Raw genomic sequence first — 20,207 nt, forward strand, 5'->3', positions numbered from 1 at the left:
GAGGCTAGCGAACGGTCCCGACAAGTCCGGCATCCCCGGCCCGACGGCAGACCGCCGTGGCTGAGCCGTCCACAGCACGGCGACACGAGGTCGTCTCCCCAGGTCAGGTCGACCATCGGCGGGTGTCGGGCGCGGACGCTAGCGTGACGGCCGTGGACGGGACCTGGACGGCCGGCGCACTGCGCGTGCACGTCGCCGAGCGCAGCGACGTGCTCGTCGACGCGCTCGCGTCGGTGCTCGCGCAGGCTCCCCCCGACCCGTTCGCGCCCGACGTCGTCCTGGTCCCCACGCGCGGCGTGGAGCGGTGGGTCGCGCAGCGCCTGTCGCACCGGCTCGGCGCGGGACCGACGGGGGACGGCATCTGCGCGAACGTCCGCTTCTCCTCCCCCGCCCGCGCGGTCTCCGACGTGCTCGCGCGCGTGCTCGGGGTGTCACCCGACGACGACCCGTGGGCACCCGAGCGCGTCGCGTGGCACGTGCTCGGCGTCCTCGACGACGGGGGCGGCGACCCCCGGCTCGCGACACCCGTCGGGCACCTCGGGGACCCGCACGACGACGTCCGGCAAGGCCGACGGCTGCGGCTCGCGCAGCGGCTCGCCGGGCTTCTCGCCTCGTACGACGCGCAGCGGCCCGACGTCGTGCGCGCCTGGGCGCAGGGCCGGGACGAGGACGGCGCCGGTGCGCCGCTGCCGGCCGACCTGGCGTGGCAGGCGCACCTGTGGCGGCTCGTGCGCGAGCGCGTCGGAGCGCCGTCGCCCGCGCAGCGCCTCGACGACGCGCTCGCGGCCCTCACGGCCGACCCGGCGCTCGTCGACCTGCCGGAACGGCTCTCGGTGCTCGGGGCGACGCGTCTGCCGGACGCCCACGTGCGGGTGCTGTCGGCACTGGCCCGGCACCGTGACGTGCACCTGTGGCTGCCGCACCCGTCGCTCACGCTGTGGCGCGAGGTCGCGGAGGTCGCGCCGACCGACCCGCACCGGCGCGCGCTGCCCGTCGTCGCGTCGCACCCGCTGCTCGCGTCGATGGCGGGCGACGCGGTCGAGCTCCAGGTCCGGCTGGCGCCGCTCGCACCCGACGTCACGCTGCATGGCACGCTCCCACCGCCCGCGACCGTGCTGGGTGCGCTCCAGGCCCGGATCCGTGCCGACGCGGCCGAGGGACCGCGCGCGCAGGTCGACCCCGACGACCGGACCGTGCAGGTGCACGCGTGCCACGGCCGCCACCGGCAGGTCGAGGTGCTCCGCGAGGCGGTGCTCGGGCTGCTCGCCGACGACCCGACGCTCGAGCCGCGGGACGTCGTCGTGATGTGCCCGGACGTCGAGGCGTTCGCCCCGCTCGTGTCGGCGACGTTCGGCGACACCGGCCCGGCGGTGCCGGGCGGCGAGCACCCGGGCCGCGGTCTGCGCGTCCGCGTCGCCGACCGCGCCCCCGCGCGCGCCAACCCGCTGCTCACGTTCGTCGCGACGCTGCTGGAGCTCGCCGGATCGCGCGTGACGGCGTCCGCCGTCGTGGACCTCGCGGGCCTCGAACCCGTGCGACGCAGGTTCACGCTCGACGACGTCGCGCTCGACCGGCTGCGGTCGTGGGCGCTGCAGGCCGGCGTGCGCTGGGGCGAGGACGTGACGCGTCGCGAGCGCTACCGGTTGGGCACGGTGGCGCAGGGCACCTGGGCGGGCGCACTCGACCGGCTGCTGCTCGGCGTCACGATGGCCGAGGAGGACCAGCGCTACGTCGGCGCGGTGCTGCCCGTCGACGACGTCGACAGCACCGACGTCGACCTGGTGGGACGCGTCGCCGAGCTGCTCGACCGGCTCACCGGCGTGCTGCACGAGCTGGACGGCACGCGGCCCGCGGGTGCCTGGCTCGACACCGTCGAGCGCGCGGTGCGGCTGCTCACCGACGTCGCGCCGCAGGACCGCTGGCAGCAGGTGGAGGCCGCGCGCGTCCTCGGCGAGGTCCGGCTCACGGCCGACCGCGACGCACGCGACCTGCGGCTGCCGGACCTGGTCGCGCTGCTCGAGCCGCACCTGCGCGGCCGACCCACCCGTGCGGGGTTCCGCACCGGTGCGCTGACCGTGTGCTCGCTCGAGCCCATGCGCGCGGTCCCCCACCGGGTCGTCGTGCTGCTCGGCATCGACGACGGCGTGTTCCCGCGCGGCAGCGGTCGCGACGGCGACGACCTGCTGGCGCGCGACCCGCTCGTCGGCGAGCGCGACCGGCGCACCGAGGACCGTCGCCTGTTCCTCGACGCGGTGACGAGCGCGACCGAGCACCTGGTGGTGCTGCACTCGGGGGCCGACGAGCGGACGGGCGCACCACGGCCACCCGCCGTGCCGGTCGGCGAGCTGCTCGACGCCCTCGACGCGGCCGTCGACTTCGGCGACGGCCGCGACGCGCGCGCGCACCTGGTCGTGCACCACCCGCTGCAGACGGTGGACGAGCGCAACTTCGTCGCGGGCGCGCTCGGTCGTCCGGCGCCGTTCAGCTTCGACGCCCTCGACCTCGCCGCGGCACGTGCCGGCCGTGGCGAGCGCGTCGGTCGCGGCCCGTTCGTGCCGGAGCCGCTGCCACCCGCCGAGCCCGTCGACGACCTCGGCGACCTGGCCGAGATCCTCACCCACCCCGTCCGCGCGTTCGTCCGGCGCCGGTTGCGCGCCGTGCCCCCGCGCGAGACGGAGCAGCTCGACGACCGGCTTCCGCTCGAGCTCGACCCGCTCGAGCGCTGGGACGTCGGGCGTCGGCTGCTCGAGGCCACCCTGGACGGGGCCACGCTCGACGACGCGGTCGCGGCCGAACGACGTCGCGGGCACGTGCCGCCCGGGAGGCTCGGCGGGACGACGCTCGCGGGCGTCGCGGACTCCGTGCGGCCGCTGCTCGACGCGGTCGACACGTGGCGCGTCGGCGAGGCCCGCACGCGCGACGTGCGCCTCGTCCTGCCCGACGGACGGTCGCTCGCGGGGACCGTCGGCCCGTTCCACGACGACGTGCTGCTGACTGCCGTCTACTCGCGGCTCGCACCGAAGCACCGGCTGCGTGCGTGGGTGCTGCTGCTCGCGGCGGCAGCGGACGACGCGTCCGGGTCGGCCGGGCTGACGGCGGTGACCGTCGGGCGCGGGCCCGGGGGCGGCGCGCGCGTCTCGGAGCTCCGGGCACCCGGTCGCGCGGAGGCCGCGTCGATCCTCGCCGACCTCGCCGACCTGGCCGACGCCGCGCTGCGCGAACCCCTGCCGCTCCCCGTCGCGACGAGCGCCGCGTACGGGCACGCCCGCTGGTCCGACCAGTCCGCCGACGACGCGCTCGCCGCTGCACGCAAGGAGCTCGGCACGCTCGACGACAGCCGCAACGGGCGTGGCGGCTTCGAGGTCGCCGAGACGTCGCACGCGCTCGTCTGGGGCGAGGGCTTCACGCTCGACACCATCGCGGGGGTGCCGTCGGCGGCCGAGGTCGCACGATGGCCCGACGACACGACGCGGTTCGGCGCGCTGTCACGGACGCTGTGGGACGCGATGCTCACGCAGGAGAACATCACGATGGTGGTCGCATGAGCCGCCTGTTCGACGTCTGCGGCCCGCTGCCGACCGGGACCGTCGTGCTCGAGGCGAGCGCGGGGACCGGCAAGACGACGACGATCGCGTCGCTCGCCGCGCGGTACGTCGCCGAGGGCGTCGCCCGGCTCCCCGAGCTCATGCTCGTGACGTTCGGCCGGGCCGCGACGGCCGAGCTCCGCGACCGGGTGCGTGGGCGGCTCGTGGAGGTCGAGCGCGCGCTGCGCGACCCCGCGGCGGCCGCGTCGGGCGACGAGGTCGTGCGGCACCTCGCGACGACCGACACCGCCGAGCTCGCGCTGCGGCGGTCCCGGCTTACCCGCGCCCTGTCGGAGGTCGACGCCGCGACCATCACGACCACGCACGGCTTCTGCCAGCAGATGCTCGCGGTGCTCGGCACGGTGGGCGACGTCGACCACGACGCGACGCTGCTGCCCGACGTCGCCGACCTCGAGGCAGAGGTCGTCCACGACCTCTACCTGCGCAAGTACGCGGGCGCCGAGAGCGCGGTGCTCGACGTCGCCACGGCGCGGACCGTGGCCCGGGCCGCGGTCAGCGACCACGCGGCGACGCTCCAGCCCGACGACGCCTCCCCCGGCTCCGCCGCCCAGCACCGGTACGGCCTCGCGCGCGCCGTCCGCGACGAGCTCGGCCGCCGCAAGCGCGCGCGACGTGTCGTCGACTACGACGACCTGCTCGTGCTCCTGCGCGACGCGCTCGCGCACCCCGTGACCGGCCCGGCCGCCGTCGAGCGGGTGCGGGGGCGCTACCGCGTGGTGATGGTCGACGAGTTCCAGGACACCGACCCGGTGCAGTGGGACATCCTGCGGCTCGCCTTCCACGGCAGCCGCACGCTCGTCCTCATCGGCGACCCGAAGCAGGCGATCTACGCGTTCCGCGGCGCCGACGTCGCGACCTACCTGCGCGCGGCGCAGACCGGCGACGCCCAGACGCTGGGGCGCAACTGGCGGACCGACGGACCGGTGATCGACGGTCTCGCGCCGATCCTGCGCGGTGCGGCGCTGGGCGACCCGCGCATCGTCGTGCACCCGGTGACGGCGGCCCGCACCGGACGACGGCTCGAGGGCGGACCGCCCGTCGTGCTGCGGCAGGTCACGCGCGACGCGGTGGGCGCGACGCCCGGCAAGCAGCCGGCGGTCGGCAAGGTGCGCGAGCTCGTCTACCGGGACGTCGCCGCGCAGGTCGTGCGGACGCTCGAGCGCACGCGGCTCACCGACGGCCCGGACCTCCCGGCGCGCCCCGTCCGGCCGGCCGACGTCGCGGTCCTCGTGCGCACCAACGCCGAGGCGCTCGCGGTGCACGGCGCGGTCGTCGGTGCGGGCGTCCCCGCGGTCATCTCCGGGCTGGCCAGCGTGTTCGGCAGCGCGTCGGCGACCGACTGGCTCACCCTCCTCACCGCGCTGACCCGCCTGGCGGACAGCCGCACGGTCGCCGCCGCGGCGCTCACGCCGTTCGTCGGCTGGGAGGCCACGCGGCTCGCGCTCGCGAGCGACGACGACCTCGACGCGCTCGCGGACCTCGTGCGCGGGTGGGCGCACGTGCTCGACGAGCACGGTGTCGCGGCGCTCCTGGAGGCCACCGCCGCGGCCGGGCTGCGCGAACGGCTGCTGCGCGGACCCGACGGCGAGCGACGGCTCACGGACCTGCGGCACGTCGCCGAGGCCCTGCACGAGGCCGCGCTCGAGGGCGGGCTCGGCGCGTCGGCCCTCACCGAGTGGCTGAGGGCACGCATCGACGAGGCCGCCGTCGACTACGCCGAGGAGCGCAGCCGCCGGCTCGAGACCGACTCGGCGGCCGTGCAGGTCATCACCGTGCACGCGAGCAAGGGCCTGCAGTTCCCCGTCGTGCTCGTGCCGTTCGCGTGGAACCGGTGGTCGCCCCGCTCGCCGGAGATCCTGCGGTTCCACCAGGACGACGAGGGCGTGCTCCACGTCGGCGGCCCGGGCAGCCCCGGCTACTCCGAGGCCCTCGCCCGGCACGAGGCCGACGAGTGCGGCGAGGACCTGAGGCTCGCGTACGTCGCGCTCACGCGCGCGCACTCCCAGGTGGTCGTGTGGTGGGCGCCGAGCGCCAACTCCTCGACGTCCGCCCTCAGCCGCCTGCTGCTCGCACCCCGGGACGCGCACGGCACGCCCGCGGCGCGGGTCACCGTGCCGAACGACGCGGCTGCGGGCGCGCGTTTCGCCGCCCTCGCGGACGCGTCCGACGGGACGCTCGTGCACGAGGTCGTCGACCGCGCGCCGGACGCCGTGCGATGGCGCCCCACCCTGCCGCCCGCCGCCGACCTCGGGGTCGCCGTGCTGGGCCGCGAGGTCGACCTCGGGTGGCGCCGCACGTCCTACTCGGGGCTGACGGCCCACGCGCACCACGCCGGCGTCGGTGACGAGCCCGAGAACCCGGGGATCCAGGACGAGCCGGACGACGACACGGCCGCCGCCGTCGCCGCCGGCACGCTCGACCTCGACGCCGCGCTGCGCGGCGTGCCGTCGACCATGGCGGACCTGCCGGGTGGGACGGCGTTCGGCACCCTGACGCACGCCGTCCTCGAGCACGTCGACACGCACGCCGCCGACCTGCGCGCCGAGGTCGTGGAGGCCTGCCGCGCGACCGGGCTCGCCACCCCGCTCGGTGTCGCGCCCGAGGTGCTCGCCGACGCGCTCCTGCCGGCGCTGCACACGCCGCTCGGGCCGCTCGCGGGCGGTCGCACCCTGGCCGACGTGGCTCCCGCCGACCGGCTCGCCGAGCTCGAGTTCGAGCTCCCCCTCGCCGGCGGCGACCAGCCCACCGACCCCGCGGGGGAGGCCGCGGACCGGCGCGTCCGTGAGGCGGCCGAGGGTCGTCCCGCAGGCTCGCTCCGCGACGTCGCGGACCTCCTGCGTCGGCACCTGCCGTCCGACGACCCGTTCGCCGGCTACGCCGACCGGCTCGACGGCGACCTCGCCGCGACGCGGCTGCGCGGCTACCTCACGGGCAGTGTCGACGCCGTCCTGCGCGTGCCGGACGGGGACGGGCACCGGTACCTGGTCGTCGACTACAAGACGAACCGCCTCGCGCCGCACGACGAGCCGCTGACGACGTGGCACTACCGGCCGGAGGCGCTGGTCCGCGCGATGACCGACTCGCACTATCCGCTCCAGCTGCTCCTGTACTCGGTCGCGCTGCACCGCTACCTGCGGTGGCGGCTGCCCGGCTACTCCCCCGACCGGCACCTCGGGGGTGGGCTGTACCTGTTCGTCCGCGGCATGGTCGGCGCGAGCACCCCGGTCGTCGACGGCGTCCCGACCGGCGTCATGTCGTGGCGTCCCCCGCCGGCGCTCGTCGTCGCTCTCTCGGACCTGCTGGCCCACGGCCCGACGCCGCACGGCACGGCGTCGCCGAGCACGCCGTCGGAGAGCACGGTGTCGCAGACCACGGCGTCGTACGCACGCACGTCCGACGCGCACGGACCGGGCGCAGGGGCGTCATGAGCACGAGCAGCGGGGAGGCGAGGGGCGTCGTGAGCGCCCCGGCGTGGGACGGCGACCCGGACCCGCGCGTGCCGTGGCGCGTCGACGGTCTGCTCGCGCCGTTCGTCGCGGCAGGTGCCTTGGTGTCGGCGGACGTGCACGTCGCCCGTCGGCTCGGTGCGATCGGCGGCGAGCCAGACGAGCGCGTGCACCTCGCGGTCGCGCTGGCGGTCGCGTCGGTGCGGTCGGGCTCGGTGTGCGTCGACCTGACGTCGGCCCCGGCAGCGGTCGCGGCGGACCTGGGCGACCGCGACCCGGACGTCGGTGCGGACCTGCCGTGGCCCGCGCTCGACGGTGCGGACGGGTGGCGTGCGGCGGTCCGGCGCAGCCCGCTCGTCGCGGACGGCCCGCACGGCCCGGACGACCGCCCCGTGCGGCTCGTCGACGACCGCGTGTACCTCGACCGGTACTGGCGCGACGAGCTCGCCGTGCGCCGCGAGGTCGAGGCGCGCGTCCGCGCGACGCTCCCGGTCGACCTGTCGTCGCTCGACGACGTCGTGCGGCGACTGTTCCCCGACGACGCCGACGAGCAGCAGCGCGAGGCCGTCCGGGTGGCGTCCGGCTCGCTGCTCACCGTGCTCACCGGAGGTCCGGGGACGGGGAAGACGACGACGGTCGCCCGGCTCGTCGCCGCGCTCCAGGTCGTGGCCGGTCCGGACCTGCGGGTCGCGCTCGCGGCACCCACGGGCAAGGCCGCGTCACGTCTCCATGAGTCGGTGAACGCCGAGGTGGCGGGGCTTCCCGACGCCGACCGGGACCGCGTCGGCACGCTCGCCGCGTCGACGCTGCACCGTCTGCTCGGGCGCCGGCCCGGCAGCTCGACCCGGTTCCGGCACGACCGGACGCGACGTCTGCCCTACGACGTCGTCGTGGTCGACGAGTCGTCGATGGTCTCGCTGCCCCTCATGGCGCGGCTCGTCGAGGCGCTGCGGCCCGAGGCCCGGCTGGTGCTCGTCGGCGACCCCGACCAGCTCGCGAGCGTCGAGGCGGGCGCGGTCCTCGGCGACCTCGTGGAGGCGCTGCACGGCCGGGCGGTCGTACGGCTCACCCGCACCCACCGGTTCGGGCACGAGCTCGGCGGGCTGGCCGCCGCGATCCGGGAGGGCGACGCCGACCGGACGCTCGCGCTGCTGCGCGCGGGCGGCACGCACGTGCACCTCACCGAGACGGCGGGCGACGTCGCGTCGCCGCACGAGCTCGCAGGGCTGCGGCGCGACCTCGAGGACGCGGGTGCGGCGCTCGTCGCGGCCGCACGTGACGGGGACGCCACCGGGGCCCTCCGCGCGCTCGGCCGACACCGCCTGCTGCTCGCGCACCGCGAAGGGCCCGCGGGTGTCGCGCACTGGGCGGCGCAGGCGGAGGCCTGGGTCGAGGGCGTGACCGGCGGACGACCCGACGACGGCCCGTGGCCGCCGGGGCGGCCGTTGCTCGTGACGGAGAACGACGCGACGAGCGGCCTGTCGAACGGCGACACCGGCGTGGTCGTCCGCGACCTCGGCGGTGAGGGGTCCGACGAGTCCGACGCGGCGGTCGTCGTCGCGTTCGGCGACGCAGAGCGGCCGCACCTGGTGCGACCGCACCGCCTGCCTGCCGTCCAGACGGTCCACGCGATGACCGTGCATCGTGGGCAGGGCAGCCAGTTCACGCGCGTCACGGTGCTCCTGCCGCCTGCGACGTCACCCCTGCTGACGCGCGAGCTGCTGTACACGGCGGTGACGCGCGCGCGGGACTCCGTGCACGTCATCGGCTCGGAGGCCGCGGTGCGCGCCGCGGTCGAGCGCCCGGTCCGGCGCGCGAGCGGCCTGCGGCACGCGCTCTAGCCGGTCCCCGTGGGTCACGCGAGCGGAGTGCGGGCAGGCGCTCCAGCCAGTCCCCGGTGCGGCACGCGAGCGGAGTGCGGCAGACGCTCCAGCCAGTCCCCGGTCCGGCACGCGAGCGGACTGCGGCAGGCGCTCCAGCCAGTCCCCGGTCCGGCACGCGAGCGGCCTGCGGCACGCGCTCTGGCCAGGGCCGGTCCCGCTACGCGAGGCCGAGGTCCCGGCGCAGGAAGACGCTGTGCGGGTCGGGCACGTAGTCGGCGAACGGCGGGCACTCGACGAAGTCCGCGCGGGCGTACAGGCGACGAGCCGCCGCGAAGTACTCCTGGGTACCGGTCTCGAGCAGGACGCTCCGGTAGCCACGGAACGTCGCCTGCGCCAGCACGTGGTCCAGCAGGGCAGCGCCGACGCCCTGCCCGCGGGCCGCAGGCGCGGTGCGCATCGACTTGAGCTCGCCCGTCGCACCGTCGAGGGCCTTGAGCGCGACGGTCCCGAGCAGTGCCCCGCCACTGTCGCGGGCGGTCCAGAACGTGACGGCCGGGTCGGCCAGTGCGGCAGGGTCGAGCGCGTGGACGGACTCGGCGGGCGACGTCGCGTACATGTCCGCGAGGTGCTCCTCGAGCAGCGCCAGCACGTCGGGTCGCAGCGGGTGGTCGACGTCGATCGTCAGGACGGTGGCCGGCACATCGGGCTCCTCTCGGCGGGCGGCGGCCCACGGTCGTTCGGGTCCGCGGGGGCGCGGACCGTCGGTGCCGCCCCATCGTCGCGCGCGTGTGTGTCGCGGGTGTTGCGAGCGGCGGCGACGCGGTGGGCGTGCCCGACGTGCCCGCCCACCGGTGGTCCTCGGCCGCAGGTGCGACGGCGTCCGCGGAGGTGGCACCGGGTGATGCGCCCCGGCCGTCGATGCGGCCCGACGCGCCGACGACGACGCCCGGCCGGCCTCCGGAGCGGGAGGACGACCGGGCGTGGTGCGGACGACCGTCAGGACGCGGTGACGGGCTCCCGCGGGGCGGGCACGACGGTCGCGTCGCGGACCTCGTCGTCGGCCGGGGTGGCCTCGTCGACGTCGTCGGCGAGCAGGTTCGACGTCGACGCGGAGGCGTACCGGTCGAGGTCGAGGATGCCTTCGCGCTTGGCGACGATCGTGGGCACGAGCGCCTGACCCGCGACGTTGACCGCGGTGCGGCCCATGTCGAGGATCGGGTCGATCGCGAGCAGCAGGCCGACGCCGGCGAGCGGCAGGCCGAGCGTCGACAGCGTGAGGGTCAGCATGACGACGGCACCGGTGAGGCCCGCGGTCGCGGCGGACCCGACCACGGACACGAACGCGATGAGGACGTAGTCGGTGACCGACAGGTCCACGCCGAAGATCTGCGCGACGAAGATCGCGGAGATCGCGGGGTAGATCGAGGCGCAGCCGTCCATCTTGGTCGTGGCGGCGAGCGGCACGGCGAACGACGCGTAGGAGCGCGGCACGCCGAGGTTCCGCTCGACGACGCGCTGCGTGACGGGCAGCGTCCCGACGGACGAGCGCGACACGAACGCGAGCTGGATGGCCGGCCACGCGCCGCGGAAGAACGCGCCGATGCCCAGGCCGTTGGTGCGCAGGATCACCGGGTAGACGACCAGCAGGACGACGGCGAGGCCGAGGTAGATCGCGGCGGCGTAGGTGCCGAGCGGCGCGAGCAGGTCCCACCCGTAGGTCGCGACGGCCTTGCCGATGAGGCCGAGCGTGCCGAGCGGCGCGAGGCGGATGACCCACCACAGCACCTTCTGCACGACGGCGAGCGCGGAGCGGTTGAACGCGAGGAACGGCTGCGCGGCCTTGCCGGTGCGCAGCGCGGCGATGCCGACGACGAGCGCGACGACGACGATCTGCAGGACGTTGAACGACACCGAGGTGCTGGCCTCGACGGCGCCGTCGGCACCCGTGGTGACCTGCGTGCCGGCGCCGATCCCCAGCCAGTTGCCGGGGATGAGGCCCTTGAGGAAGTCGAGCCAGGAGCCGCTCGCGCCGGCCTCGAAGCCGTCCTCGGGGCTGAGGGTCGAGCGCGCGCCGGGCTGGAGCAGCAGGCCGAGGCCGATGCCGACGCCCACGGAGATCGCGGCGGTGATGGCGAACCACAGCAGGGTCTGCCAGGCGAGGCGTGCGGCGTTGGTGACGCGCTCGAGGTTCGCGATCGAGGTGACGATCGCGAGGAACACGAGCGGCGGGACGATCGCCTTGAGCAGCGTGACGAACGAGGACCCGATCGTGTCGAGCGTGGTCGTCAGCCAGTTGGGCTCGCCGGAGGGCGTCTCGCCCATCTGCAGCGCGATCCAGCCGAGGAGCACGCCGAGGCCGAGGCCGAGCAGGACCTGGACGGTGAAGGAGGGGAACCGCAGCCGGCGCTGGGGCTGCGTCGTGGTGGTGTCAGACACGGGGTGAGGCCTTTCCGGGGCGCGGGCGCGCCGCGAGGGAGGTCCGTGAGGGACGCGTCGGGGGGACGGAGCCAGGTCGACGAGCGACGTGGCGGTGACCGGCGGGGCGTGACCGGCCGGTCGGCCGAGGTCAGGGCTGCGGGAGCGGCGCCGGACCGTCAGGGACCCGTGCGGGTCCGAGGTGCCGGGTCAGCGACCGGCGGGGCGATGCGGAGGCCGACAGAGCGCGCTGGCGACCCGACGCAGGTCGACGGCACGGCGCTCGGTCAGGTGCAGGCTCACGCGCGGCAGCTCCAGGCTCGGAGGAGGCGGCCGCTCGACTGCGACCACAGTGCGCAACCGACCGTCGCCCCCGACTGTTCCCTGTACCCACCACGGACCCGTCGGTGAGGCGGACGTCACAGGCAAGCGCCTACCGACCGGATCACCCGGCCGTCCCCGTATCGCCCTGGAGCAGGACCGCTCCTGCCTCCCGAACGCACGCTCGACGACAGGGGGCATCTCATGGCAGCGACGTTCGGGGTGGAGGCCATCCGGCACTTCGGCAACGCACGGGCGAACGGCGTCTCCACCGCCGCGGACCTCACCTACACGTTCAACCGCAGCAACGGGTTCGACGACGAGCTCCGCAGCGCGGGCCACACGCGCGCCTGGTACTGGTCCGAGCAGGACGTGTGGGAGAACGACATCCAGGACACGAGCGGCGGCGGTGACGACCGCACGTGGGTCGACGACGTCGACCTGTTCTGGATCGAGACGCACGGCAACCACACGGCGGACGGCCAGGCCCGGCTGCTGTACGACGTGCCGCGCGACCAGTGGCGCACGTTCTCGGGCACGTGGGAGCTCGGCGAGGACTGGAACGCGGAGTGGGTCATGGCCTACTCGTGCGACACCGCGCCGCTCGGCACCCTCACGGGGCTGTGGAACATCTTCAACCGCCTGCACCTGTACTGCGGGGCGTGGGAGGAGATGTGGGACGGCATCACCACCGACGAGTGCGGCGAGGACGTCGCGAGCAACCTCACCGACGGCGACACCGTGTCGTCGGCGTGGATCGACGGCGTCTCCGACTGGTGGGTCGACAACCACCCGGTCGTCGTCGGGCCGGCGACGTCGCAGACGTGGAACGGCGGCAACGTCATCTGGTCGCTGAGCCCGCACAACCGCGACCACCTGTGGGGCCACGGCTCGGTGTCCCCCGACCTGTCCCCGTCCCAGCAGGGCTGCCTGCTGTGGCGCTGGGCCGAGGGCTGAGAGGGAGAAGGACATGACCACGACGAAGGACCTGACCGAGCGCCTGACGGGCCTGGTCGGCGACGTGCCCGACGTGACCGAGGTCGTCGAGCTGGCGACGCCCGGCCCGGAGGCGTTCGTGCGCCGCAACGAGCAGCTGTTCGCCGGCCTGGCGGAGGCGGCGGGCATCCCGCTCGACGCGTCGCAGGGCGGTCTCCGCCTGGCCGACCGCTCCGTGTACCGAGGTGAGGACGGCGGGCGTGCCGTGACGTTCCACGCGTCGGGCGCGCTGACGCTGCACGCGGGCGTCGACCCGCTCGACGACCTGTTCGACGAGGTGCTCCCGGACGAGAAGCTCGGCGGCTACGTGGACGACCAGGTCGCGCGGCTCGGGCTCGCGTCGCTCGTCGACCGTGAGGACACGCTCACGTTCGAGCGGCTCTGGAAGCTCAAGGCGGCCGGTGCCGACCGCGAGGGGAAGGTCAGCGAGCCTGTGCTCACGCGCGCCGTCGGCGCGTACCGGCACGCCGTCCGCGACCTGCCCGTGCTCGGGCGGGCGTCGGGAAGCGTCGAGGTGACCGGCTCGGGCCGGCTGTCGTCGCTCACGCTCACGCTGCGCCGGTTCGCGGGCGACGGGAGCGGCGCGACGCTCGACAAGGCGGTCTCACGCCGCCCCGAGGACGCGGCGTCCGAGGTCGCCGCCCGTCTGTCGCGTCTCCTCGAGGGGCGCGAGGAGGACGTGCGGATCGAGCCGCAGCTGTTCGCGTTCGGCTACCTGAGCCTCGGGCGGCGGCGTGCGCAGAGCGTGCTGGCGCCGATGTACGTGGCCGCGGTGACGGTCGACGGCGGCGAGGAGGCCGAGCGCTCGGCCCACGTCGTGGCCGTGACCGGCAGCGAGAAGCAGTACCTGCGACTTCCCGTGGGGGTGCGCACCGCGGCGGAGCGTCGCTCCGCCTGACGCACACGGCGAGCGCCGCGCGGCTCCCGGGGGGAGGGCTCGCGGCGCTCGCGCGTGCGCGCGGTGCGGCACGACGTCCCGGTCGAGCCGCGGTCCGCTCGGTGCGGCACGGTGCCCCGATCGGGCGGCGGTCCGCTCGGTGCGGCACGGCCCCCGGTCAGAGTTCGCGCGCTGACGTCAGAGCCAGGGCGCGCAGGGGCCGCTGCCGAGCAGCGCGAGACCCGTGAGGTCGCCGGCCTGGAAGTCCGTGACCGACGGGTCCGTGCTGGGCGCCATGAGCTGGGTCGGGTCGTCGACGTGGCCGAGCCCGACGACGTGCGCGAGCTCGTGCATCGCGACCGCGCGCGCCATGGCGTGCCCGTCGGGCTCCTCGAGCATCGCGCCGAGCTGCGCGGCGTCGAGCGACACGCTGCCCGACACGGCGACGCTCGGCCGACCGTCGGCCTCGAGCGCGACCGGTCCGGCGACGCCCGCGACACCACCTGCGAGCCGCGCGTCCTCGGACTCGTCCGACCAGCTCACGAGGACGGGCGCCCACCGGTCGCCGTACCGGTCCGGCTGGTAGGGCGCGCGATCCTCCGACGGCTGCTCGTCGGTCTCGCCGTCCGCGACGATCACCAGGCCCGTCGCCCGGCTCAGGCGCGCAGCGGCCTCGTCGATCACCGCGCGACCGCCGGGCGGCTCGCCGTCGGGCCGGACGACGTAGTGGACGGGACGGCACGGGCTCCAGGCGACCGGGGTCCGGCCGTCGGCCTGCGTCTGCAGGTACGCGTACGAGCGGCTGACCTGCGCGAGCGACGGCGGCTGACCGATCGGGTCACCGGACTCCTCGAGGCCCGCGGGCGGGACCACGGGGGCGCGCACCAGCCCGCCGACGGCGGCGTCGAGCCACGGGGAGCCGTGCACCACCGGGGCGAGGACGCGTTGCGCGTCGTGGAGCAGGCCGGGTCCGAACGTCGTCGCGGCGAGCCCCAGGACGACCCCGAGCGCGAGCGTGCTCGGGACCGGGCTGCCTGCGCGGCGACGCGTGCGCCGGTCGTCCGGCCGCGCCGCTCGCCCGACGGCGGGCGCCGGGACCGCGCCGGCAGGGGTACCGGAGCCGGCGGCGACCTGGGTGCCGGGCTCGACGGCGGCCGGGGTGCGAGGCTCGGTGATCGACTCGACGGCGGGTGCCCCCGGCTGCGACGGCAGCAGGGACGTCGACCCGTCGAGCGTCGTGGCGCGTGGGCCCGCCTGACGCGCACGGGCCGCGCGCTCGTCGAGGAGCCACCGGGGCACGCGACCGCTCGGCGACGTCGGCACGTCGCGCGGGAGCGGTCGGGACCCCTCGGCGGTCACGTCCTGCGCATCGACCGGGCGGAGCCGCACGTGAGAGGCGCGTCACGACGCCACCCGTCCGCCGCAGGACGGTCGAGGAGTGCCCGACGCCCGCCGCCGACGCCGCTCCCCCGCGTCGCCTCCTGCGTTTGACCTCGGACGACGACGGCAGGACGCTCGCGACATGTCCGATCCCGCAGGAACCGGAACGACGGACGCCGCGGACCGTGGCGCGACGGCCACCGCGCCCCGGTCGCGCGTGGGCGGCCCCACGCACGTCGGCACCGCGAGCACCGACCCGCTCGCCCGGGCGACGTACCGCCTGCTGCGCATCACGCTCGTCGCGCTGCCGGTGCTGCTGCTCGTGTCGTCGTTCCTCGTGTGGGTGACGGGCGGACGCGTCGAGCGGTCGATCAGCGACTACTACGACGGCGACCTGCGCGACGTGTTCGTCGCGATGCTCGCCGGCATCGCGGTCTGCCTGGTCGCCTACCGCGGTTTCCCCGCGGTCGAGGACTACACGCTCAACTGGGCGGGGTTCCTCGCGCTGGTCGTCGCGTTCGTGCCGAACAGCCTCACCGCCGAGCTCGAGCGGCTCGACGGCGCTGCCCGGACGCAGGCCGCGCTGCCCGCACGGATCGTGCTGACGTCACTGCTGCTGGTGTCGGCGGCGGTCGTCCTCGTGGAGTGGCGGACGACCCGCGCGACCATGCACGCCGCGCGCACGGCCCGTGACGGCGGCTGGGTGTTCTGGCTCATGACGGTCCTCGGGCTGGCGGTCGTCGCGCTGCTGGTCGTCCGCCTCGTGCAGCCGGGCACGACCTTCGCGTGGCTGCACGGCGCGGCGGCGATCGTGCTCATCGTGAGCCTGGCGCTCGCGGTGCTGAGCCACGGGTGGCCCGCGACCGACGCCGCGTCGGACCGGCGCTACCGCAGGATCTACCTCACCGTCGCCGCGCTCATGGTCGCCGGGCTGGTGCTGTGGCCTGCGCTGGAGCGTGCAGGCGTCGACGAGGCGATCCTCGTCGTCGAGTGGTGGGAGATCGTGCTCTTCATCGTCTTCTGGGTCACCGAGACGGTGCGGACGTGGGACCCGGTCGCGATCGAACCGCTGCACCTGCCCGACGAGCCGGGGACGCCCGTTCCGCCTCTCGCCCCACCGCAGCGACCGGCGACCCCCCGGCCGCACGGAGCCCCCTGACGCCCGTCAGCCCACGCCGACGGGCTCTGGCGCGTGCGACCCGAGGAGGTCGTCGGGGTCGTACCGGCGCCGGACCGCGTCGAGGCGCGCCGCGACGTCGGGCCGCCACCGTCCCGGGAGCCCTCCGCTCATGTTGGGGTTCGCCTCGTCGGCCAGCCACGGTGCGACGGCGGACAGCACGCGCTCGGCCGCACCCGGGCCGACGCCGGCGGCCTCCGGGCCCACCGTCACGAGCCCGAGCGTGAACGCGGCGTCCCGGCCGGCGACCGCGTCCTGACCGGTCGTCCGTGCTGCCGACGCGGACACGGGCGCGGCGACGTGCCGCAGCTCGACCGCGACGAACGGCTGGTCCGCGTCCGGGCCGACGGCGTCGAGCCAGGCGTCGACGAACCCGTCGCGCACGTGCGCGAGCCCAGCACCACCCGTCCAGACGGGCGCGGGTGTGGTCGGGTCACCGTGGATCCGGTCGGAGTCGCGCGCCGGGAGGGGGCCGAGGCCGTCGAGCAGGGCGGGAGCGAGCGCGCGGAGCGGGGCGGCGGCGCGCTCGCCGTCCTCGGCGGACCCCGGCCGGGCGAAGCGCACCGAGAGGACCGTGCGCCCGCGCAGCGGCTCGGGCACCACGTCGATCGGGGGCATCCGGACCACCGCGGCGCTCGTCGTCGTGAGGTCGTCGGCGCCGGCGGTCCACTCGAGCCAGCCGCGCAGCGCGGTCGCGACGTGCGGGGTGTCGAACACGACGGACCCCGCGTACAGGTCGGGGACCTCGACGAGCGCGATCCGGACGGCCACCACGACACCGGGCACGGCGTTGCCGCCGCGCAGCGCCCACAGCAGGTCGGCGTGCTCGCCGTCGTCGGCCTCGACCACCTCGCCCGTCCCCGTCACGACCGTCGCGGACACCAGCCGGTCCGACCCGAACCCGTGGCTGCGCGCGAGCGGGCCGAGCCCGCCGCCGAGCAGGAAGCCGACGACGCCGACGTTCGACGACGGGCCGACGACGGGGACGAGCCCGTGCTCCGCGGTGCGCTCGACGACGGCGGCCCAGCGGACCCCGGCACCGACGGTCGCGGTGCGCGTCGCGGCGTCGACGACCACGTCGTCGAGACGACGGGTCGTGACGAGGACGCCCGACGTCAGCGGCCGCTCGGCGCCGTGCCCGGTCGCCTGGACGCGCAGCGGGACGCGGTGCTCGCGCGCGAGCCGCACGGCCGTGACGACGTCGTCCACGCCGGTCGCACCCACGACCACGTCGGGCCGGATGGGGACCGAGAGGTTGAATGCGGCGACCTCGTCGTCGTACCCCGCGGCACCGGGGACGAGCACGGGACCCTGGACCTGTGCCGACAGCGCGTCGGCGAGCGGGCTCGACATGCGACCTCCTGGCGACGGCGCCGGCGGACGGTCCGCGGCGACTCCCTGAGACGCTCCCACGGACCACCGACACGCGGCACCGGTCGCGCACCCGCACCCGCGCGCGCCGCGCTCGCCGCCGGGTCCACGATGGGCCCGATGAGTCCCGGGCGTGCGGCCGGTCAGCACGACGAGCCCGTCCGCAGCCGACGACGAGCGACGACGACCCTCGGCGACAGGAGCGCACCATGACCACCACGACCGACACCCGCACGCTCGACGTGCCGGGCGCGACCCTCACCTACGACGTGCACGGCCCGCTGCCCACCACGGACGGCGAGCCGCCGCTGGTGCTGATCGGGCAGCCGATGGACGCGAGCGGCTTCACGACGCTCGCCGGCCTCCTGACCGAGCGGACCGTCGTGACGTACGACCCGCGCGGGCTCGGCCGCAGCGTGCGTCACGACGGCTCCGCGGTCAACGACCCCGCCGTGCAGGCGGAGGACGTGCACGCGCTGGTCGAGGCGCTGGGCGGCGGCCCCGTCGACCTGTTCGGGTCGAGCGGCGGCGCGATCACGGGCCTCGCGCTCGTCGCCGCGCACCCGCACGACGTCCGCACGTTCGTGGCCCACGAGCCGCCGCTCGTCGAGCTGCTGCCCGACGCCGAGAACGCCCGGGCCGCGGGCAGGCGCGTCGCCGAGGTGTACGCCGAGCGCGGCTGGGGCGCCGGCATGGCGACCTTCATGCTCGTCTCGTCGTGGCAGGGCCCGTTCCCGGACCGGTTCGCGCAGGAGCCCGTCGACCCCGCGCAGTTCGGCCTGCCGACGGAGGACGACGGCACGCGTGGCGACCCGCTGCTGTCGGGCGTGTCGGACCCGGTGACCGCGTTCCGTCCGGACGTCGACGCGGTCGTCGCGAGCCCGACCCGTGTCGTCGTCGCCGCCGGCGAGGAGAGCCGCGACCTCCTGACGTTCCGTGCGACCGAGGCGCTGGCCGCGCTGCTCGGTCAGGACCTCACGCTGTTCCCGAGCCACCACGGCGGGTTCCTCGGCGGCGAGCACGGGTACGCCGGGCAGCCCGAGGCGTTCGCGGCGCGGCTGCGGGAGGTGCTGACGCGGGCGTGACGTGCCCCAGGGCGTGCGAGCGGCGCTCCACGGCACATCGCCGCGCCGCCGTCAGGCCCGCATCGCGACGCTGCTCGCCCGGACCGGCGCGGGCAGCGTCGTGCGGCCGACGAGGTGGGTGTCGACGGCGGCGGCCGCCGCACGACCCTCCGCGATCGCCCACACCACCAGGGACTGCCCTCGGCCGCAGTCGCCCGCGACGAAGACGCCGGGCGTCGGCGTCGAGAAGTCGTCGGCCCTTGCGAACGCGCCCCGGGCGTCGACGGCCAGCCCGAGCTGCTCGGCGAGCCCGCCGCGCTCCGGCCCGGTGAAGCCGAGCGCGAGGACGACGAGCTGCGCCGGCAGGACCTGCTCGGTGCCCGGGACGGCGACGAACCGGCCGTCGACCCGCTCGACGTCGACGACACGGACGCCCGTGACTCGGCCGTCGTCGCCGTCGAGCCCGAGCGTCGACACCGCGAACCGGCGCTCGCCGCCCTCCTCGTGCGACGTCGAGACCTTGAACACCGTCGGGTACGTCGGCCAGGGCTGGTCGTCCGGACGCGCCTCGGGCGGCTGCGCCAGGATCTCGAGCTGCACGATCGACCGTGCGCCCTGCCGCACGGCGGTGCCCACGCAGTCCGCGCCGGTGTCGCCGCCGCCGACGACCACCACGTCGAGCCCTGTCGCGACGGGTGCCCCGGGCACGGGCGAGCCGACGGCCGCGTGGTTGGCGGGCACGAGGTAGTCCATCGCGGGCATGACGCCGGCCAGGCCGCGGCCCGGCACCGGCAGGTCGCGCGGGACGGTCGAGCCGGTCGTGACGAGCACCGCGTCGAACCGGCGGCGCAGCTCGTCGCCCGTGACGTCACGGCCCACGTGGACGCCGCACCGGAACACCGTGCCCTCGGCGCGCATGACGTCGAGGCGACGCTCGACGACGGCGGCGGGCAGCTTGTGCTCGGGGATGCCGTACCGCAGCAGCCCGCCGGGCGCGTCCGCACGCTCGAAGACGGTGACGTGGTGGCCCGCGCGGGTGAGCTGCTGCGCGGCCGCGAGCCCGGCGGGCCCGGAGCCGACGACCGCGACCGCGCACTCGGTCATGCGGCCCGGCACCTCGGGCACCACGAGACCGCGGTCGAACGCCTCCTCCGCGATCGAGAGCTCGACGTGGCGGATCGTCACGGGCGGCTCGTGGATGCCGAGCACGCACGCCGACTCGCACGGCGCCGGGCACAGCCGGCCCGTCATCTCGGGGAAGTTGTTCGTCAGGTGCAGACGGTCGCTCGCGTCCTGCCACTGCCCGCGCCACGTGAGGTCGTTCCACTCGGGCATGACGTTCCCGAGCGGGCACGCGTGGTGGCAGAACGGCACACCGCAGTCCATGCACCGCCCCGCCTGGCGTCGCAGCGTCTCCAGGAAGGCCGCGTCGCCGACGGGGTGGCGGTGCACCTCGTCCCAGTCGAGGATGCGCACCGCCACCGGCCGGTCGGGCGGCAGCTCGCGCACGCGCGTGGTGAGGAAGCCCCGGGGATCGGCCATGCGGGGACGGTAGGTCCGGCCCCGACCCCGCCCGGCGGTCCAAGGTCCTAGACCGTCGGGGGCCGGGGGGGGCCGGGGCCCCCCCCCCCCCCCCCCCGCCCGCCCTCGGGCGCGCCCCCGGCCCCGCGACCCCCGACCCCGCCCTCGCGCAGCACGTTCTCACCGACGGCCTCCCCGACGACCTCGCCGC

General features: G+C 76.1%; 13 protein-coding genes. 7 read left to right on the top strand and 6 right to left on the bottom strand.

The genetic code is table 11. The features are described 5' to 3' along the window. The first annotated feature begins 152 nt into the window (after positions 1 to 152). From recC to recD, 3 genes are read left to right on the top strand one after another with little or no spacing between them, the layout of a single operon-like run. Positions 153 to 3,545 carry an exodeoxyribonuclease V subunit gamma gene (gene recC / locus KOV94_RS10315; protein ID WP_308160480.1) on the top strand — a complete coding sequence of 1,131 codons (3,393 nt, stop codon included), beginning with the start codon at positions 153 to 155 and terminating at the stop codon, positions 3,543 to 3,545. Then, entirely contained in the window at positions 3,542 to 7,033 is a 3,492-nt protein-coding gene (locus tag KOV94_RS10320) for a UvrD-helicase domain-containing protein (protein ID WP_218051969.1), read from the top strand. Before recC ends, KOV94_RS10320 begins: the two co-directional genes overlap by 4 nt. Beyond that, complete coding sequence (recD, locus tag KOV94_RS10325) at positions 7,030 to 8,892, top strand: exodeoxyribonuclease V subunit alpha (RefSeq protein WP_124341356.1); 1,863 nt, start codon at positions 7,030 to 7,032, stop codon at positions 8,890 to 8,892. The genes KOV94_RS10320 and recD overlap by 4 nt, the downstream gene beginning before the upstream one ends. Positions 8,893 to 9,091: 199 nt before the next feature. On the opposite strand, the gene KOV94_RS10330 is transcribed toward recD, so the two are convergent. The 3 genes from KOV94_RS10330 to KOV94_RS21405 all read right to left on the bottom strand — a co-directional run bounded on the left by KOV94_RS10330 (position 9,092) and on the right by KOV94_RS21405 (position 11,811). Next, positions 9,092 to 9,574: a GNAT family N-acetyltransferase gene (locus KOV94_RS10330; RefSeq protein ID WP_235843132.1), complete on the bottom strand. Its 483-nt coding sequence runs from the start codon at positions 9,572 to 9,574 to the stop codon at positions 9,092 to 9,094. Between the two features lie 296 nt (positions 9,575 to 9,870). Beyond that, positions 9,871 to 11,310, bottom strand: coding sequence for a dicarboxylate/amino acid:cation symporter (locus KOV94_RS10335; protein WP_124341357.1), 1,440 nt, complete (start codon positions 11,308 to 11,310; stop codon positions 9,871 to 9,873). A 189-nt stretch (positions 11,311 to 11,499) separates the two neighbouring features. Beyond that, positions 11,500 to 11,811, bottom strand: coding sequence for a putative leader peptide (locus tag KOV94_RS21405; protein ID WP_371852300.1), 312 nt, complete (start codon positions 11,809 to 11,811; stop codon positions 11,500 to 11,502). 3 nt (positions 11,812 to 11,814) lie between these two features. Here KOV94_RS21405 and KOV94_RS10340 point away from each other — a divergent pair, with 3 nt between their 5' ends. After that, complete coding sequence (locus KOV94_RS10340; RefSeq protein WP_124341358.1) at positions 11,815 to 12,567, top strand: DUF6345 domain-containing protein; 753 nt, start codon at positions 11,815 to 11,817, stop codon at positions 12,565 to 12,567. 13 nt (positions 12,568 to 12,580) lie between these two features. Then, positions 12,581 to 13,504: a hypothetical protein gene (locus tag KOV94_RS10345; RefSeq protein WP_218051970.1), complete on the top strand. Its 924-nt coding sequence runs from the start codon at positions 12,581 to 12,583 to the stop codon at positions 13,502 to 13,504. Between the two features lie 177 nt (positions 13,505 to 13,681). Here KOV94_RS10345 and KOV94_RS21245 read toward each other — a convergent pair whose 3' ends face one another. Beyond that, complete coding sequence (locus KOV94_RS21245) at positions 13,682 to 14,782, bottom strand: matrixin family metalloprotease (protein WP_218051971.1); 1,101 nt, start codon at positions 14,780 to 14,782, stop codon at positions 13,682 to 13,684. Positions 14,783 to 15,005: 223 nt separating this feature from the next. On the opposite strand from KOV94_RS21245, the gene KOV94_RS10355 reads away from it, so the two are divergent. Beyond that, the gene (locus tag KOV94_RS10355; RefSeq protein ID WP_124344470.1) at positions 15,006 to 16,022 is read left to right on the top strand and encodes a hypothetical protein; all 1,017 of its coding nucleotides are present in this window, start codon (positions 15,006 to 15,008) and stop codon (positions 16,020 to 16,022) included. 6 nt (positions 16,023 to 16,028) lie between these two features. On the opposite strand, the gene KOV94_RS10360 is transcribed toward KOV94_RS10355, so the two are convergent. Further along, entirely contained in the window at positions 16,029 to 17,393 is a 1,365-nt protein-coding gene (locus tag KOV94_RS10360; protein WP_218051972.1) for an FAD-binding oxidoreductase, read from the bottom strand. A gap of 227 nt (positions 17,394 to 17,620) precedes the next feature. Between KOV94_RS10360 and KOV94_RS10365 the strand changes: the two genes are divergently transcribed. Then, the gene (locus tag KOV94_RS10365) at positions 17,621 to 18,496 is read left to right on the top strand and encodes an alpha/beta fold hydrolase (RefSeq protein WP_218051973.1); all 876 of its coding nucleotides are present in this window, start codon (positions 17,621 to 17,623) and stop codon (positions 18,494 to 18,496) included. Between the two features lie 51 nt (positions 18,497 to 18,547). On the opposite strand, the gene KOV94_RS10370 is transcribed toward KOV94_RS10365, so the two are convergent. Next, a complete protein-coding gene (locus KOV94_RS10370) occupies positions 18,548 to 20,017 on the bottom strand; it encodes a glutamate synthase subunit beta (RefSeq protein WP_218051974.1) in 1,470 nt (489 codons plus the stop codon). Positions 20,018 to 20,207: the final 190 nt, after the last annotated feature.

The sequence above is a fragment of the Cellulomonas algicola genome (assembly GCF_019024305.1).
Taxonomy (GTDB): Bacteria; Actinomycetota; Actinomycetes; order Actinomycetales; family Cellulomonadaceae; genus Cellulomonas; species Cellulomonas algicola.